At 61.0% G+C, this 18,002-nt stretch carries 13 protein-coding genes, 1 tRNA gene and 2 pseudogenes; 1 reads left to right on the forward strand and 15 read right to left on the reverse strand.

What is annotated here, in order from left to right; translation table 11 throughout:
- From CO664_RS31060 to rpsL, 4 genes and pseudogenes are all read right to left on the reverse strand, one after another.
- A pseudogene (locus tag CO664_RS31060) lies at positions 1-77 on the reverse strand (elongation factor Tu); the annotation flags it as partial.
- A 71-nt stretch (positions 78-148) separates the two neighbouring features.
- A complete protein-coding gene (gene fusA, locus CO664_RS29495; RefSeq protein WP_037427200.1) occupies positions 149-2,248 on the reverse strand; it encodes an elongation factor G in 2,100 nt (699 codons plus the stop codon).
- Positions 2,249-2,277: 29 nt separating this feature from the next.
- The gene (gene rpsG, locus CO664_RS29500; protein WP_026612436.1) at positions 2,278-2,748 is read right to left on the reverse strand and encodes a 30S ribosomal protein S7; all 471 of its coding nucleotides are present in this window, start codon (positions 2,746-2,748) and stop codon (positions 2,278-2,280) included.
- A 57-nt stretch (positions 2,749-2,805) separates the two neighbouring features.
- Complete coding sequence (gene rpsL / locus CO664_RS29505; protein ID WP_003507760.1) at positions 2,806-3,177, reverse strand: 30S ribosomal protein S12; 372 nt, start codon at positions 3,175-3,177, stop codon at positions 2,806-2,808.
- Between the two features lie 577 nt (positions 3,178-3,754).
- On the opposite strand from rpsL, the gene CO664_RS29510 reads away from it, so the two are divergent.
- Positions 3,755-4,051, forward strand: a complete 297-nt coding sequence (locus CO664_RS29510) for a hypothetical protein (protein WP_037427197.1) — start codon at positions 3,755-3,757, stop codon at positions 4,049-4,051.
- A gap of 102 nt (positions 4,052-4,153) precedes the next feature.
- Here the strand turns inward: CO664_RS29510 and rpoC are convergent, their stop codons facing one another.
- The 11 genes and pseudogenes from rpoC to CO664_RS30520 form a co-directional block, all read right to left on the reverse strand.
- The gene (gene rpoC, locus CO664_RS29515; RefSeq protein ID WP_037427195.1) at positions 4,154-8,359 is read right to left on the reverse strand and encodes a DNA-directed RNA polymerase subunit beta'; all 4,206 of its coding nucleotides are present in this window, start codon (positions 8,357-8,359) and stop codon (positions 4,154-4,156) included.
- A gap of 184 nt (positions 8,360-8,543) precedes the next feature.
- Positions 8,544-12,686: a DNA-directed RNA polymerase subunit beta gene (gene rpoB, locus CO664_RS29520; protein ID WP_097528047.1), complete on the reverse strand. Its 4,143-nt coding sequence runs from the start codon at positions 12,684-12,686 to the stop codon at positions 8,544-8,546.
- Between the two features lie 265 nt (positions 12,687-12,951).
- Positions 12,952-13,335, reverse strand: coding sequence for a 50S ribosomal protein L7/L12 (gene rplL, locus CO664_RS29525; RefSeq protein WP_037382910.1), 384 nt, complete (start codon positions 13,333-13,335; stop codon positions 12,952-12,954).
- A gap of 58 nt (positions 13,336-13,393) precedes the next feature.
- Positions 13,394-13,912 carry a 50S ribosomal protein L10 gene (gene rplJ / locus CO664_RS29530; protein ID WP_037427189.1) on the reverse strand — a complete coding sequence of 173 codons (519 nt, stop codon included), beginning with the start codon at positions 13,910-13,912 and terminating at the stop codon, positions 13,394-13,396.
- Positions 13,913-14,242: 330 nt separating this feature from the next.
- A complete protein-coding gene (rplA, locus tag CO664_RS29535) occupies positions 14,243-14,941 on the reverse strand; it encodes a 50S ribosomal protein L1 (RefSeq protein ID WP_097540698.1) in 699 nt (232 codons plus the stop codon).
- A 4-nt stretch (positions 14,942-14,945) separates the two neighbouring features.
- Positions 14,946-15,374, reverse strand: a complete 429-nt coding sequence (rplK, locus tag CO664_RS29540) for a 50S ribosomal protein L11 (RefSeq protein ID WP_034858872.1) — start codon at positions 15,372-15,374, stop codon at positions 14,946-14,948.
- Between the two features lie 216 nt (positions 15,375-15,590).
- Positions 15,591-16,121, reverse strand: coding sequence for a transcription termination/antitermination protein NusG (gene nusG / locus CO664_RS29545; protein WP_018239477.1), 531 nt, complete (start codon positions 16,119-16,121; stop codon positions 15,591-15,593).
- Positions 16,122-16,138: 17 nt separating this feature from the next.
- The gene (secE, locus tag CO664_RS29550) at positions 16,139-16,339 is read right to left on the reverse strand and encodes a preprotein translocase subunit SecE (protein WP_012707741.1); all 201 of its coding nucleotides are present in this window, start codon (positions 16,337-16,339) and stop codon (positions 16,139-16,141) included.
- A 197-nt stretch (positions 16,340-16,536) separates the two neighbouring features.
- Positions 16,537-16,612, reverse strand: a tRNA-Trp gene (locus tag CO664_RS29555).
- A 150-nt stretch (positions 16,613-16,762) separates the two neighbouring features.
- Complete coding sequence (locus CO664_RS29560) at positions 16,763-17,692, reverse strand: NAD(P)-dependent oxidoreductase (RefSeq protein ID WP_097528046.1); 930 nt, start codon at positions 17,690-17,692, stop codon at positions 16,763-16,765.
- A 236-nt stretch (positions 17,693-17,928) separates the two neighbouring features.
- Positions 17,929-18,002 (reverse strand): annotated as a pseudogene (locus CO664_RS30520) (elongation factor Tu); the annotation flags it as partial.

Consider the following 18,002-nt stretch of genomic DNA (forward strand, 5'->3'; position numbering starts at 1 on the left):
GTCTTGCCATGGTCAACGTGGCCAATCGTGCCGATGTTGACGTGCGGCTTGTTGCGCTCGAATTTGCTCTTTGCCATTTTCGGCTCTCCGTTTCTTGTCCCTTAGAGGGGAAATCTTTTCATTCTGTTTCAGCGCGGGCGTATTGCGGTCACTTCTGGCCGGAATACTTCGCCTGGATTTCCTGCGCGACGTTCGACGGAACCGGCGCGTAGTGATCGAACAGCATCGTGTACTGAGCGCGGCCCTGCGACATCGAGCGCAGGTTGTCGACGTACTTGAACATGTTCGCGAGCGGTACATGGGCATTGATCACCACGGCGACGCCGCGCGATTCCTGACCCTGGATCTGGCCACGGCGAGAGTTCAGGTCGCCGATTACGTCGCCGACGTAATCTTCGGGCGTCACGACCTCGACCTTCATGATCGGCTCGAGGAGCTGAGCACCGGCCTTCTTCGCAGCCTCACGGAAGCAGGCACGCGAAGCGATTTCGAACGCCAGGACCGACGAGTCGACATCGTGGAACGCGCCGTCGATGAGGGTCGCCTTGACGCCCAGCATCGGGAAGCCGGCAAGCGGGCCCGACGACAGGACGCTTTCGATGCCCTTCTGAACGCCCGGGATGTATTCCTTCGGAACCGCACCGCCGACGATCTTGGATTCGAAGACGAAGTCCTCGCCCTCCGGGTTCGGTTCGAAGACGAGCTTGACGCGGGCGAACTGGCCGGTACCACCGGACTGCTTCTTGTGCGTGTAGTCTTCTTCGTGCTGACGCGTGATGGTTTCGCGGTAGGCAACCTGCGGAGCACCGACCGATGCTTCGACCTTGAACTCGCGACGCATGCGGTCGACGATGATGTCGAGGTGAAGCTCGCCCATGCCGGCAATGATCGTCTGGCCGGATTCCTCGTCGGTCTTGACGCGGAAGGACGGGTCTTCGGCAGCCAGGCGGTTGAGAGCGAGGCCCATCTTTTCCTGGTCGCCCTTGGTCTTCGGCTCGATGGCGATCTGGATGACCGGCTCCGGGAATTCCATGCGCTCGAGGATAACCGGCTTCAGCGGATCGCAGAGCGTATCGCCGGTGGTGGTTTCCTTGAGGCCAGCGAGAGCAACGATGTCGCCGGCAAAGGCTTCTTCGATGTCTTCACGCGAGTTGGAGTGCATCTGCAGCATGCGGCCGACGCGCTCGCGCTTTTCCTTGACCGTGTTCATCACCGACGTGCCCTTTTCGAGCTTGCCGGAATAGATGCGGGCAAAGGTAAGCGAACCGACGAAGGGGTCGTTCATGATCTTGAAGGCCAGCATCGACAGCGGCTCGTTGTCGTCGGCCTTACGGGTGATTTCGCCCTCGGTCTTGACGTCGATGCCCTTGATCGCGGGAATGTCGATGGGCGACGGCAAGTAGTCGACGACGGCGTCGAGCAGCGGCTGAACGCCCTTGTTCTTGAAGGCCGTGCCGCAGAACATCGGATGGAACTTCACGTCGATGGTGCCGCGGCGAACCAGTTCCCGGATCTTGTCGTTGTCCGGATAGGTGCCCTCCAGATAGGCTTCCATAGCCGCTTCGTCGATCTCGACAACCGTCTCGATCAGCTTCTCGCGGTATTCTTCAGCCTTTTCCTTCATGTCGGCCGGGATTTCGACGACGTCCCACTGGGCGCCGAGCGATTCGTCGCGCCAGACGAGGGCGTTCATTTCGATCAGGTCGACAACACCCTTGAATTCGCTTTCGGCGCCGATCGGCAGCTGCATGACAACAGCGGTCGCGCCGAGACGGGTCTTGATCATCTCGACGGAGCGGTAGAAGTCAGCGCCGGTCTTGTCCATCTTGTTGCAGAAGATCATGCGCGGAACATGGTACTTCTCGGCCTGACGCCAGACGGTCTCCGTCTGCGGCTCGACGCCGGCGTTGGCATCGAGAAGCGCAATGGCGCCGTCGAGAACGCGCAGCGAGCGCTCGACTTCGATGGTGAAGTCGACGTGGCCGGGAGTGTCGATGATGTTGAAGCGGCGCATCTTGCCGTCACGGCCCTTCCAGAAGGTCGTGGTGGCTGCAGACGTGATCGTAATGCCGCGCTCCTGCTCCTGCTCCATCCAGTCCATCGTTGCGGCGCCGTCATGGACTTCGCCGATCTTGTGGGACTTGCCGGTGTAGTAAAGGATACGCTCGGTCGTCGTCGTCTTGCCGGCGTCGATATGCGCCATGATACCGAAATTTCGGTAGTCTTCGATTTTATATTCGCGAGCCATGGGTGACTGCCTTTCGAGACGTGTTGCCGTTACCAGCGGTAGTGCGAGAACGCACGGTTGGCATCGGCCATCTTGTGCGTGTCTTCGCGCTTCTTGACGGCACTGCCACGGTTGTTTGCTGCGTCCATGAGTTCGCCGCAGAGGCGATCGACCATGGTCGTTTCGTTGCGCTTGCGTGCGGCCGCGATCAGCCAGCGGATGGCGAGGGCCTGGCGACGCTCCGGACGTACATCGACCGGCACCTGATAGGTAGCACCACCGACGCGGCGCGAACGCACTTCAACATGCGGAGCAATGTTGTCGAGAGCCGAATGGAACACGGCGATCGGCTCCTGCTTCAGCTTCGACTGCACCGCTTCGAAGGCACCATAGACGATGCTTTCTGCAACGGACTTCTTGCCGTCCAACATGATTGCGTTCATAAATTTCGTGACGACCAGATCACCGAACTTCGGATCCGGGTTGATCTCACGCTTTTCTGCTCTATGGCGTCGGGACATACTTTTCGTCTCTCAACTTTTTATCTGGTGACCAGCGAAATGGCGCCGGTTGCGATGTTATTTCGGACGCTTGGCGCCGTACTTCGAACGACGCTGCTTGCGGTTCTTCACACCCTGCGTATCGAGAACGCCGCGGATGATGTGGTAACGAACACCCGGAAGGTCCTTCACGCGGCCGCCGCGGATCATGACCACGGAGTGCTCCTGAAGATTGTGGCCTTCCCCGGGAATGTAGCCGATCACCTCGAAGCCGTTCGTCAGGCGGATCTTTGCAACCTTACGCAGAGCCGAGTTCGGCTTCTTCGGGGTCGTCGTGTAGACGCGGGTGCAAACGCCGCGCTTCTGCGGGTTTTCCTGCAGAGCAGGAACCTTGTTGCGCTTTACCTGTGCCTGACGCGGCTTGCGGATCAGCTGGTTTACGGTAGGCATGTAACCATCCCTTGCAAAAACTTGTCTCGTTACCCTCTCGGGCGGATCGGTACCGAACGCCTATGAAATGCGCAAAACGAGGGCCGATCCGCCTTTTCGCAGATGGCCCCGACAAAAGCAGAGGACGCGCTATCTCGCGCGTCTTGCGTGCAGCATTGTGTCTTCAGCGTGCGTTTGAACCTTGTTTGAGGCGAACTCCAGAACGCGACGTTCCGAACCAGCCAGCCTCACATGGGCTCTGATGCGGCGGGGTGTACTGATTTCAGGTCGATCCGTCAAGGGCAATTAACAAATATTCTCGCTCTTGCAGCCCTGATATGCCTGAAAAACAAGGCTTTGCGGCGCGCATCCCGCTTCCCGGGCAGGTCCGTGGCGCATTGAACATCGCCTTGGTCTCTGTCGTTAAAGAATCGGTAACACCAATCGGCGTTTCCACGAACCGTGAGTCAGCCCGATTCTCCAGACGTCTTGCAGCCCGGCGAAATTCGGCTTCTCAAGAAGAAGTCTCTCTCCTATTTCTTTCGCGAGGCGGGGAAACCGGGTTAAGGTTACCCGCAATCCGAACGAGGACCTTCCGATGCCCATCATGCCCGACAACGACAATTCACCCGAAGAGCCGCTGGTCTTCGTCATCATCGGCCGCGCCTACGAGAACGATCGCGACGAAGCGGGCGTGGAAATTCACGTGATGCTCCGGGCGCCGGATGACGACACCGCCGTGCGGGAAGCGCTGAATGCGCTTGCGGAGGAAGGATTCTTCCAGGCGGATCTCGATCAGATCGGCACGCTTACCGACATTCCCGACGAGGAGCCGCATGCGTCCGCCTACCAGGGCGCGCTCGAGGGCGAGGTGTCGATCATCCGCTTCGGCTGACCGAATTCCGACGAGGTGAGACGAGAAAGCCGCCCGCGACCTGGTCCGGGCGGCTTTGAATTTGGGGAAGAGAGAGGGTGGCACGCACCCTCTCCTTTCCGATCATTCGGCCGCAGCGTTTTCGTTCGCCATGTCGGCGAGCATCGGCGTCGCCGCATCGGCGCCCGTACCCTTGCGGCGCTCTTCGAGGATCAACTCGTCGCGCGCCGTGGCGATGCGGCGGATCTGCGTCATCGTGCCACCGGTGCCGGCCGGGATGAGGCGACCGACAATGACGTTTTCCTTGAGGCCCTGCAGGCTGTCCGTCTTGCCGGCAACCGCCGCTTCCGTGAGCACCTTAGTGGTCTCCTGGAACGACGCGGCCGAGATGAAGGACGGCGTCTGCAGCGATGCCTTGGTGATGCCGAGCAGCACCGGCTCGCCGAAGGCCGGCTTCTTGCCTTCGGCAAGCAGCGCGTCGTTGACGTCCTCGAGCTCGATGCGGTCGACATTGTCGCCGACGATGTAGCTCGAGTCACCGGCGTCGGTGATTTCGACCTTCTGCAGCATCTGCCGGACGATCACCTCGATGTGCTTGTCGTTAATGACAACGCCCTGCAGGCGATAGACTTCCTGGATCTCGTTGACGAGGTAGGAGGCAAGCGCTTCCACGCCCTTGATCGCCAGGATGTCGTGCGGCGCCGGGTTGCCGTCGAGGATGTAGTCGCCCTTTTCGATGTAGTCGCCATCCTGAAGATGGAAGGGCTTGCCCTTCGGGATCAGGTACTCGACCGGCTCGACACCGTCTTCGGCCGGCTCGATCAGCACGCGACGCTTGTTCTTGTAGTCGCGGCCGAAGCGAACCGTGCCATCGATCTCGGCGATGATGGCGTGATCCTTCGGACGGCGTGCCTCGAAGAGCTCGGCAACGCGCGGCAGACCACCGGTGATGTCCTTGGTCTTGGCGCTTTCGAGCGGCGAACGGGCGAGAACGTCACCCTGGCTGACCTTCTGGCCCGGCTCCACCGAGAGGATCGCATCGACCGACAGCATGAAGCGGGCTTCGCCGCCGCGGGCGAGCTTGGCAATGCTGCCGTTCTTGTCCTTGATGACGATCGCCGGCTTCAGGTCCGTGCCGCGCGGCGTCGAACGCCAGTCGATAACCTGGCGCTTGGTGATGCCGGTCGATTCGTCCGTCGATTCCAGAACCGAGATGCCGTCGACGACGTCTTCGAAGTGAACGGTACCTTCCACTTCCGTCATCATCGGACGGGTGTAGGGGTCCCACTCGGCGAAACGCTGGCCGCGCTTCACCTTGTCGCCGTCGTCGACGAAGATCTTCGAACCGTAGGCAACGCGCTGCGAGGAGCGCTCGACACCGCGTTCGTCGAGGATCTGGATCGCCATGTTGCGGCCCATGGCGACAAGGACGCCATCGGAATTGCGCAGCATGTTGCGGTTCTTGATCTGGACCGTGCCTTCGTAGGACGCTTCGAGGAACGACTGGTCGACCACGGTCGCCGTACCGCCGAGGTGGAAGGTACGCATGGTCAGCTGCGTGCCCGGCTCACCGATCGACTGCGCCGCAATGACACCGACCGCTTCACCCATGTTGACGGGCGTACCGCGGGCGAGGTCACGGCCGTAGCAGACGCCGCAGACGCCGGTCTGGATCTCGCAGGTCAGCGCCGAGCGAATGCGGACGGACTGAATGCCGGCCTTCTCGATCGTGGCAACATCGGCCTCGAGGATCATCTTGCCGGCATCGACGATGCGTTCGCCGGTGACCGGGTTGTCGATGTTGTCGAGCGCCGTACGGCCGAGGATACGCTGGCCGAGCGAGGCGACGACCTGGCCGGCATCGACGATCGCCGTCATGGTCAGGCCCTTGTCGGTGCCGCAATCGACATGCGTGACGATGCAGTCCTGCGCGACGTCGACGAGACGGCGGGTCAGGTAACCGGAGTTCGCGGTCTTCAAGGCGGTGTCCGCCAGACCCTTACGGGCACCGTGCGTCGAGTTGAAGTACTCGTTCACGGTCAGGCCTTCCTTGAAGTTCGAGATGATCGGCGTTTCGATGATCTCGCCCGACGGCTTGGCCATGAGGCCGCGCATGCCGCCCAGCTGACGCATCTGGTTCGGAGAACCACGAGCACCCGAGTGCGACATCATGTAGATCGAGTTCATCGGCTTCTGGCGACCATTGTCGTCAAACTCGACCGCCTTGATGCGCGCCATCATCTCTTCGGCGACCTTTTCGGTTGCCTTGCCCCAGGCGTCGACGACCTTGTTGTACTTCTCGCCCTGGGTGATCAGGCCGTCATTGTACTGCTGCTCGTATTCCTTCACGAGCGCTTCGGTGTCGCCGACGATCTTCACCTTGGTGTCCGGGATCACCATGTCGTCCTTGCCGAACGAAATGCCGGCGCGGCAGGCATGGGCGAAGCCGAGCTGCATGATCCGGTCGCAGAAGATCACCGTGTCCTTCTGGCCGCAATGGCGATAGACCGTGTCGATCATCTTCGAGATGTTCTTCTTGGTCATCTCCTGGTTGCAGATCTCGAACGGAATGTTCGGGTTCTTCGGCAGGAGCTCGCCGATGATCATGCGACCGGGCGTCGTTTCATAGATCTTCGAGACCGGGTTGCCCTCGGCGTCGACGGTCTTGTAGCGGCCGCGGATCTTGGCGTGCAGCGTGACGGCCTTGGTTTCCAGCGCATGGTGCAGTTCGCCCATGTCGGAGAAGGCCATGCCTTCACCCGGCTCGTTCTGGTTCAGGATCGACAGATAGTAGAGGCCGAGAACCATGTCCTGCGACGGAACAATGATCGGTGCGCCGTTTGCCGGATGCAGGATGTTGTTCGTCGACATCATCAGCACGCGGGCTTCAAGCTGGGCTTCGAGCGACAGCGGCACGTGAACGGCCATCTGGTCGCCGTCGAAGTCGGCGTTGAAGGCGGTGCAGACGAGCGGGTGCAGCTGGATCGCCTTGCCTTCGACCAGGATCGGCTCGAAGGCCTGGATGCCCAGGCGGTGCAGCGTCGGCGCACGGTTCAGCAGAACCGGATGCTCGCGGATGACCTCGTCGAGAATATCCCAGACTTCCGGCTTTTCCTTTTCCACCAGCTTCTTCGCCTGCTTGACGGTCGAGGAGAAGCCCTTGGCGTCGAGGCGGGCGTAGATGAACGGCTTGAAGAGTTCGAGCGCCATCTTCTTCGGAAGACCGCACTGGTGCAGCTTGAGCTCCGGACCGGTCACGATGACCGAACGGCCGGAATAGTCGACGCGCTTGCCAAGCAGGTTCTGGCGGAAGCGGCCCTGCTTGCCCTTCAGCATGTCGGAGAGCGACTTCAGCGGACGCTTGTTGGCACCGGTGATGACGCGGCCGCGACGGCCGTTGTCGAACAGGGCATCGACGGATTCCTGCAGCATGCGCTTTTCGTTGCGGATGATGATGCCCGGTGCGCGCAGTTCGATCAGCCGCTTCAGACGGTTGTTGCGGTTGATGACGCGACGGTAGAGATCGTTGAGATCCGACGTCGCGAAACGGCCGCCGTCGAGCGGCACGAGCGGACGCAGGTCCGGCGGGATCACCGGAACGACCTTCATGATCATCCACTCCGGACGGTTGCCGGACTCCATGAAGTTCTCGACGATCTTCAGCCGCTTCATCAGCTTTTTCTGCTTCAGATCCGAGCTCGTCTCGGCCATTTCGGCGCGCAGATCACCGGCGATCTTCTCGAGATTCATCGAAGCGAGCATCTCGTAGATCGCTTCGGCGCCGATCATCGCGGTGAACTGGTCTTCGCCGAACTCGTCGACCGCGATCATGTACTCTTCTTCGCTGAGGAGCTGGTTCTCCTTCAGCGACGTCAGGCCAGGTTCGGTGACGATGTAGTTTTCGAAATAGAGGACGCGCTCGATATCCTTCAGGGTCATGTCGAGCAACGTCGCGATGCGGCTCGGCAGCGACTTCAGGAACCAGATATGGGCAACGGGCGCGGCGAGCTCGATATGGCCCATGCGCTCGCGGCGAACGCGCGACAGCGTCACTTCGACGCCGCACTTTTCGCAGATGATGCCCTTGTACTTCATGCGCTTGTACTTGCCGCACAGGCACTCGTAGTCCTTGATCGGACCGAAGATGCGCGCGCAGAACAGACCGTCGCGCTCGGGCTTGAAGGTGCGGTAGTTGATCGTCTCCGGCTTCTTGATCTCACCGTAAGACCAGGAAAGAATCTTCTCCGGCGACGCGATCGAAATCCGGATGGAATCGAAGGTCTGTGCAGGCACCTGCGGATTGAAAAGATTCATGACCTCTTGGTTCATGCCTGTCTCCTTTGCGGGCTTTACGCCCTGAGCTTGGCGAGGGTGCCGGCAAATCCCGGGCGCCGGCCCCTGCCCCATAAACAGCTAAAACCGCATCGGGTGCGGCCCTGTTCCTGCCGCGGGCAAGCGAGCGCCCGGCGGCGGAAACGGTGCGCGCCGCTTTGCGGCACGCACCGGATATCACTTACTCCGCCGCGTCCGGCAGCTGCGCCGCGGTGCCGAGATCCTCAACCTTCGAGTTTTCCAACTCAACGGAGAGGCCGAGCGAGCGCATTTCCTTGACGAGAACGTTGAAGCTCTCCGGAATGCCCGCCTCGAACGTATCGTCGCCTCGGACGATCGCCTCGTAGACCTTGGTACGGCCGGCCACGTCGTCCGACTTGACCGTCAGCATTTCCTGCAGCGTGTAGGCGGCGCCGTAGGCTTCGAGCGCCCAAACCTCCATTTCGCCGAAGCGCTGGCCGCCGAACTGCGCCTTGCCGCCCAGCGGCTGCTGGGTAACTAGCGAGTACGGACCGATCGAACGGGCGTGGATCTTGTCGTCCACCAGGTGGTTGAGCTTCAGCATGTAGATGTAGCCAACTGTGACCTGGCGGTCGAAGGCCTCGCCGGTACGACCGTCATAGAGCGTCGACTGACCGGTGACCTTCAGGCCGGCCTTGTTCAACATCTCGTTGACGTCGGCCTCGACCGCGCCGTCGAAGACCGGCGTTGCAATCGACACGCCGCGGCGGGTCTGCTCGGCCAGCCGGACGATCGACTCGTCGTCGTACTGCTTGATCGGCTCGCCCTTCGGACCGGCGCCCATGACGTCGTCGATCGTCTGGCGCAACGGCTTGATGTCGCCGCTCTCGTGATAGGCCTCGAGCATTGCGCCGATCTTCTTGCCCATGCCGGCGCAAGCCCAGCCCAGATGCGTCTCGAGGATCTGGCCGACGTTCATGCGCGACGGCACGCCGAGCGGGTTCAGCACCACGTCGACATGCGTGCCATCTTCGAGGAACGGCATGTCCTCGATCGGCACGATCCGCGACACGACACCCTTGTTGCCGTGACGGCCGGCCATCTTGTCGCCCGGTTGGATCTTGCGCTTCACGGCGACGAAGACCTTGACCATCTTCATGACGCCCGGAGGCATTTCGTCGCCGCGCTGGACCTTTTCGACCTTGTCCATGAAGCGCTGTTCGAGGCGCGACTTGGATTCGTCGTACTGGGCGCGAAGCGCTTCGATCTCGCCCTGAGCCTTCTCGTCCTCGACGGCGAACATCCACCACTGCGAGCGCGGATATTCGCTGATGACGGCGTTCGAAAGCTCGGTGCCCTTCTTGAAGCCCTTCGGGCCGGCAACGGCAACATGGCCGCGCAGCATGTCGATCAGGCGTGCATAGACGTTGCGGTCGAGGATCGCCTGCTCGTCGTCGCGGTCCTTGGCGAGGCGTTCGATCTCCTCGCGCTCGATCGCCATCGCGCGCTCGTCCTTCTCGACCCCGTGCCGGTTGAAGACGCGAACTTCGACAACAGTGCCGAAGGTGCCGGGCGGCATGCGCATCGACGTATCACGGACGTCCGAGGCCTTTTCGCCGAAGATGGCGCGCAGAAGCTTTTCTTCCGGCGTCATCGGGCTTTCGCCCTTCGGCGTGATCTTGCCGACCAGGATGTCGCCCGGCTGAACTTCGGCGCCGATATAGACGATGCCGGCTTCGTCCAGGTTCTTCAGCGCTTCTTCCGATACGTTCGGAATGTCGCGCGTGATTTCTTCCGGACCGAGCTTGGTGTCGCGGGCCATGACTTCGAATTCCTCGATATGAATCGAGGTGAAGACGTCATCGCGCACGATCCGCTCGGAGAGCAGGATCGAGTCTTCGTAGTTGTAGCCGTTCCAGGGCATGAAGGCGACGAGCGCATTGCGGCCGAGCGCCAGATCTCCGAGATCGGTCGACGGGCCGTCGGCGATGATGTCGCCCTTGTTGACCAGGTCGCCGACGGTGACCAGCGGACGCTGGTTCACGCAGGTGTTCTGGTTGGAACGCTGGAACTTCTGCAGCCGGTAGATATCGACGCCCGACTTCGACGGATCGAGGTCTTCGGTGGCGCGGATAACGATACGCGTCGCATCGACCTGGTCGACGACGCCGCCACGGCGGGCGGCGATCGCCGCGCCCGAGTCGCGGGCAACGACCGGCTCCATGCCGGTGCCGACGAAGGGTGCCTCGGCTCTCAGCAGCGGAACCGCCTGACGCTGCATGTTCGAGCCCATCAGCGCGCGGTTGGCGTCGTCGTTCTCAAGGAACGGGATGAGCGCCGCGGCGACCGAAACGAGCTGTTTCGGCGAAACGTCCATCAGGTTGATGTTGTCGCGCGGCGCCAGCATGACTTCGCCGGCGTGACGGCAGACGACGAACTCTTCCGCGAAGGAATTGTCGTCGTTCAGGACCGAGTTGGCCTGGGCGACGTGATACTTTGCCTCTTCCATCGCCGAAAGGTAGACCACGTCCCCGGTCACCTTGCCATCGACGATCTTGCGGTACGGACTCTCGATGAAGCCGTACTTGTTGACGCGGGCAAAAGTCGCGAGCGAGTTGATCAGACCGATGTTCGGGCCTTCCGGCGTCTCGATCGGGCAAATGCGGCCGTAATGGGTCGGATGCACGTCGCGGACTTCGAAGCCGGCGCGCTCGCGGGTCAGACCACCCGGGCCAAGAGCCGAAAGGCGGCGCTTGTGGGTGATTTCCGAGAGCGGGTTCACCTGGTCCATGAACTGCGACAGCTGCGAGGAGCCGAAGAACTCGCGAACGGCGGCAGCGGCCGGCTTCGCGTTGATCAGGTCCTGCGGCATGACGGTGTCGATCTCGATCGAGGACATGCGCTCCTTGATCGCGCGCTCCATGCGCAGGAGACCCAGGCGATACTGGTTCTCCATCAGCTCGCCGACCGAGCGGACGCGGCGGTTGCCGAGGTTGTCGATGTCGTCGATCTCGCCCTTACCGTCACGCAGTTCGACCAACATCTTGACGACCGCGAGGATGTCTTCCTTGCGCAGCGTGCGGACCGTGTCCGGCACGTCGAGGTCGAGACGCATGTTCATCTTCACGCGGCCCACGGCCGAGAGGTCGTAGCGCTCGGCATCGAAGAACAGCGCGTTGAACATGGCTTCGGCCGAATCCATGGTCGGCGGCTCGCCCGGACGCATGACGCGATAGATGTCAAACAGCGCGTCCTGCCGGTTCTCGTTCTTGTCGGCGGTCAGCGTGTTGCGGATATAGGCACCGACATTGATGTGGTCGATGTCGAGGACCGGAATCTCGTCGAACCCGGCCGCCAGGATGACGGGAAGCGTCTTCTCGTCGATCTCGTCGCCGGCTTCCAGGTAGATTTCGCCGGTTTCGACGTTGACGACGTCTTCGGCGAGGTAGTTGCCGTAAAGGTCGTCATCGGTCGCCTTGAGCGCCTTCAGCCCCTTGTCCTGCAATTGACGCAGCAAGCGCGGCGTCAGCTTCTTGCCGGCCTCGACGACGACTTCGCCGCTGTCGGCGTCGATCATGTCGGCAAGCGCCTTCTGGCCCTTGAGCGCATCCGGCTGGAACGGCACGCGCCAGCCATCGCCGTCGCGCTGGTAGAGCGACTTCGTATAGAAGGTGTCGAGGATTTCCTCGCCGTCCATGCCGAGTGCCATCAGCAGCGACGTCACCGGAATCTTGCGGCGGCGGTCGATGCGGGCATGGACGATGTCCTTGGCGTCAAACTCGATGTCGAGCCAGGAACCGCGGTACGGAATGACGCGTGCGGCGAAGAGCAGTTTGCCGGACGAATGGCTCTTGCCCTTGTCATGGTCGAAGAAGACGCCCGGCGACCGGTGCATCTGCGAAACGATGACGCGCTCGGTCCCGTTGACGATGAAGGTACCGTTGTCCGTCATGAGCGGCATGTCGCCCATGTAGACGTTCTGTTCCTTGATGTCCTTGATCGACTTCGCGCCGGTATCCTCGTCGATATCGAACACGATCAGGCGCAGGGTCACCTTGAGCGGTGCCGCATAGGTCAGGTCGCGCTGGCGGCATTCCTCGACGTCGAACTTCGGCGGTTCGAATTCGTAGGACACGAATTCGAGCATCGAAGCGCCCGAAAAATCCTTGATCGGAAATACCGACTTGAAAACAGCTTGAAGTCCCTCGTCGGGACGCCCGCCTGCGGGCTCTTCGACCATGAGGAACTGGTCGTAGGACGCCTTCTGGACCTCGATGAGGTTCGGCATCTCTGCGACTTCGGGGATCTTTCCAAAAAACTTGCGTACGCGCCTACGACCGTTGAACGAAAGGGTCTGAGCCATCGTCGCTCCTTGTCAATCTTGCATCCGGGCCTGCAACGGACGGGAACCGATGGCCAGTCGATCCCGTCAATCAAATGAGTCGTTCAATCTCGTCAAGCTTTCGAAAGACGCCAGCACGGATTGCTGTGCTGTCCTTCAATCGCGACCATCCTCTTGAAGAACCCATTACCCAAAAGCCGTTTTCGACAGGCTTTTGGGTAATATGTTCCAAAAACGGTCAAAGAGAGGCGGCCCAAAGGGCCCCCTCCCTTCGCATGTCGTCGAATTACTTGACGTCAACCTTGGCGCCAGCGTCTTCGAGCTTCTTCTTGAGGTCGGCAGCTTCAGCCTTGGAAACTGCTTCCTTGACAGCCTTCGGAGCGCCTTCGACCAGGTCCTTGGCTTCCTTGAGGCCGAGGCCGGTGATGGCGCGGACTTCCTTGATGACGTTGATCTTGTTCGCGCCGGCATCCGTCAGGATGACGTCGAACTCGGTCTTCTCTTCTTCTGCAGCGGCAGCAGCGCCGCCAGCAGCACCGCCGACGGCAGCAACGGCTACCGGAGCAGCGGCGGAAACGCCCCACTTTTCTTCGAGCAGCTTGGAAAGCTCAGCAGCTTCCAGGACGGTCAGCGAGGAGAGGTCTTCAACGATCTTTGCGAGATCAGCCATTTTACTTTTCCTTTTGTTCGGTTCGAACTGGTTTTGATTACAACAGCGAAATTCCGCCTCAGGCGGCTTCATCCTTCTTGGCATAGGCCGAGAACACGCGGGCAAGCTGGCTTGCCGGTGCTGCGACAACCGTCGCGACGCGGGTTGCCGGGGCATTGAGAAGGCCCAGCAGCTTCGCGCGCAGCTCGTCCAGCGAAGGCAGGGTCGCGAGCGACTTGACTGCTTCCGGGTTGAGCGTGGTTGTCCCCATGGCGCCGCCCAGGACAACGAGCTTGTCGTTGGTCTTGGCGAAATCCATGACGACCTTCGGAGCCGTTACGGGATCGGCGCTGTAAGCGATCAGCGTCTGTCCCTTGAAGAGATTGGTCATCCCTTCAGACTCCGTGCCCTGAAGAGCGATCTTGGCCAGGCGGTTTTTCGCGACTTTGACGGTGCCGCCAGCAGCGCGCATCTTCGAACGGAAGTCGTTCATCTGCGCAACTGTGACACCAGCATAGTGGGCCACGACAACCGAACCGGAAGCCTTGAAGACTTCGTTCAGCTCCGTGACGAATTCGCGTTTTTCCGCTCTTTCCACTGTCTGTCTCCAGTTGACAGGGTTGCTCATCGCAGCCCTGCCGGGTTTGCCTTTGTCACCCGGGATCATGCTCGATCCCAAGCAACGCTTAAGGATCCTGTCCCTTGGCGTTCCCGGATAGCCGGGTCTGACACAAGGCAAGCGAGGTTCGAACCGAATTTCGACGCCTGCGGCGTCACTTGAAATCCAGATCTTACCCGTCTCATGCGGGCAATGGTGATTAAGGTAGAACCACCCGCAATCTCGGACAGGAATTCCGGGCCGGAAGCCCGGATATTTCCGGCCCCGAAAGGCCGGAAATTCGGTTTCGGGCCGAAGCCCGTGATTCCGTTAGGCGACGCTGAGCGTTGCCGGATCGATCTTGAGGCCGGGACCCATCGTCGAGGAGATCGCCACGCGCTTGACGTAGTTACCCTTCGCGCCGGTCGGCTTCGCCTTGATCACCGCGTCTGCGAAGGCGCGGATGTTCTCTTCCAGCGCCTTGGCATCGAAGGATGCCTTGCCGACGCCGGCGTGAACGATACCAGCCTTTTCGACGCGGAACTCGACGGCGCCGCCCTTCGAAGCCTTGACGGCCGCAGCGACGTCCATGGTGACGGTTCCGACCTTCGGGTTCGGCATCATGCCGCGCGGACCGAGAACCTTGCCGAGACGGCCGACGAGCGGCATCATGTCGGGGGTCGCGATGCAGCGATCGAAGTCGATCTTGCCGCCCTGAACGATTTCGACGAGGTCTTCCGCGCCGACGATGTCGGCGCCGGCAGCCTTGGCCTCCTCGGCCTTCGCACCACGTGCGAACACGGCGACACGAACCGAGCGGCCGGTGCCGTTCGGCAGGTTGACGACGCCGCGGACCATCTGGTCGGCATGGCGAGGGTCGACGCCGAGGTTCATCGCCACTTCGATCGTCTCGTCGAACTTGGCGGTCGCACGCTCCTTGACGAGCGTCACGGCTTCGGTGAGGCCGTAGACCTTCGCCGGATCAATGCCCTCGCGGGACTTCTGTACACGCTTTGCAATCTTCGCCATGGTCTTAGCCCGTCACTTCCAGGCCCATGGAGCGGGCGGAGCCCTCGACCATTGCCATTGCGCCTTCGATATCGGCCGCGTTGAGGTCCTTCATCTTGGCCTCGGCGATCGTGCGGATCTGGGCCTTCGAGATCGAGCCGGCCTTCGCCTTGCCCGGGGTCTTCGAACCGGACTGGATCTTCGCTTCGCGCTTCAGGAAGTAGCTGACCGGCGGCTGCTTCATGACGAAGGTGAAGGACTTGTCCTGGTAATAGGTGATGACGACCGGAATCGGCATACCCTTTTCCATTTCCTGCGTGGCGGCGTTGAACGCCTTGCAGAATTCCATAATGTTAATGCCGCGCTGACCAAGCGCAGGACCGATCGGCGGCGACGGGTTCGCCGAGCCGGCCTTGACCTGCAGCTTGAGCTGGCCTGCAACTTTCTTAGCCATTTCTCTCTGCCTCTCTTTGCCCCACCCGGCAAACCGGAAGCGGGAACTGTTCAGCCGGTTGCCCGGCTCCTTGCCGGTCGGTTGACCGGCGGCTGCGGTTGCGTGGTGCGGATAGGCCGGTCTGGCTAAGACCGGCTCCCTCCCACGCGCATGCGGATCACTCCGCCGGAGCAGGCCGACATGTCAGCCTGCCCATTCTCATAAGCTTGCGTTCTTTCAGACCTTCTCGACCTGGCCGTATTCCAGCTCGACCGGCGTGGCGCGGCCGAAGATCGACACCTCGACCTTCAGGCGCGAGCGCTCCTCGTCGACATCCTGCACGATGCCGTTGAAGGAGGCGAATGGCCCATCCGACACGCGGACCTGCTCGCCGATTTCAAACGAGACCGAAGGCTTCGGACGCTCGACGCCATCCTGGACCTGACCGAGGATCCGATCCGCCTCATGGTCCGGGATCGGCACCGGCTTGCTGTCGGTGCCAAGAAAACCGGTGACCTTCGGCGTGTTCTTGATGAGGTGGTAAGCCTCGTCCGTCAAATTCGCCCGCACGAGAACGTAGCCCGGGAAGAACTTCCGCTCGGAATCGACCTTGCGGCCGCGACGGACCTCAACGACTTTCTCGGTCGGAACGAGAATCTTCTCAAACAGATGCGAGAGACCCTTCTGCCTCGCCTTCTCCTCGATCGATTCGGCGACCTTCTTCTCGAAATTTGAATAGGCGTGAACGATGTACCAGCGCGCAGCCATCTAACCCTCCACCCAAATCAAGCGCCAACGTTGAGGATCAGGCTCATCAGCCAACCCATCAACTGGTCCGCACCAAAGAAGAAGGCGGCGGCAAAAGAGACCATGACAAAGACCATCAGCGTCGAGATCGTCGTCTCGCGCCGCGAAGGCCAAGTCACTTTTGACGTTTCGGAGCGTACTTGCTGCAGAAACGTGAACGGATTCGTTTTGGATGCCATAAAATGCTCACGCCATTACGGCGCGTAAAGCCGATGTGTCAGCCCCACGCACCGCGTGTCTGTTTGGACCCTACATAAAGACCGATTCCAAAAACCACAAGAGCCGATCGGTCTTTTTTGTGAATATATGAACGGCCGCGCCGCCCGTCCCGCACATTCTGGCCGAAGTCAAACAACAGGGCAAGAAGGAGGGAAAATGGCAGGGGCAGAGGGGCTCGAACCCCCGACCTGCGGTTTTGGAGACCGCCGCTCTACCAACTGAGCTATACCCCTAGACGAGACACACAACCGTGACCGGCTGCATCCTCGAGACTGCGGCTTCTTATTCAGTTTGCCGGATGCTTTCAAGCGCATTTGCAACAAAAGAGCAAAAAGTGCCAAGAAAAGTTTCTCATGGCCGCAGGCTACCCCAGCGCGCAGCCGCTACGTGCCAGGCTGCACATATTTCCGCCAATCGTGCTCCTCCTTGAAGCCGAGGACCTCGCGGATCTTTCGGTTCGACAGCAGCCCCTCGAACTCGCCGATCTCTCTGGTGAAGGGCACGTTCGGATAGAACTGCCTGGCGAGCTCGCGGGTCGGCGTGTTGGCCGACACGGTGTCGTTGCAGGCGTTGAAGACCGCGAAGCCGAGCCCGTCCTTTTCGATGCAAAGCTTGACGATCTGCCCCAGGTCGCGCGCATCGATATAGCTCCAGGCAATCCGCTTGCGGATCTCCGGATGCGCGAAAAAGTGGGGAAAGCGTTCGTATTCGTGCGGCTCGATCACGTTGCCGATGCGCAGTGCATAGATATCGAAGCCGGACCGCTCCGCAAAAGCGCGGGCGGTCTTTTCGTTCACCACTTTGGAGAGCCCGTAGGAATCCATCGGATCGACGTCGTAGTCCTCCTCCAGCGGAAAGCTGTGGAAGTCGCGATGCCCCTCGGCAAAGCAGACCCCGTAGGTGGTCTCGCTCGACGCGACGATGATCTTGCGGATGCCAAGCTTCACCGCCGCCTCGATGACGTTGTAGGTGCCCATCACATTGACCCGGAAGGTCTCGTTGTCCGGCTTGATGAGGATGCGTGGAATGGCCGCGAAGTGGACCACGGCATCGAAGGGTTGCGGCCCCCTGCCCTGATCCGCGCGGCTCTGTTCCCCCCTGGCCTGTTCCATGTCGGGAAAATCCCGATGCATCGACAGCGCGTTGAACATCTGGCCGCTGTCGGTGATGTCGGCGATCAGGTTGGTGACGCCGGGGCTGTCGAGCGGAACAAGGTCGACATTGTGCACTTCATAGCCGGCTTCGACGAGATAGGGCACGGCATGCCGGCCGGCCTTACCGGCGCCACCGGTAAAGAGAATCCGCTTCTTCACGATCTGCTCCTCCGCCTCTGACGACGCAGGAGCCTGCCACTCCGGCGAGACACATTCAAGTTGCGACGGCGGCGAACAGCAGAAACAAAGGACCCCGCGGTTGCCCGCGGGGTCCTTGAAAACCGGCAAAAGCCCGAATTACTCGACGATGCCGGCGCCGCGTGCAAATCGCGCTTGCGCACCATTTGCACCTTCCTTGCCGCCGTCGGCAGCTTACGGCATCGCCTTTCCGATCGTTACTCGACGATGGAGGCGACGATGCCGGCGCCGACGGTGCGGCCGCCTTCACGGATAGCGAAGCGCAGCTTCT

The organism is Sinorhizobium sp. NG07B (assembly GCF_002532005.1).
Lineage (GTDB): Bacteria > Pseudomonadota > Alphaproteobacteria > Rhizobiales > Rhizobiaceae > Sinorhizobium > Sinorhizobium fredii_C.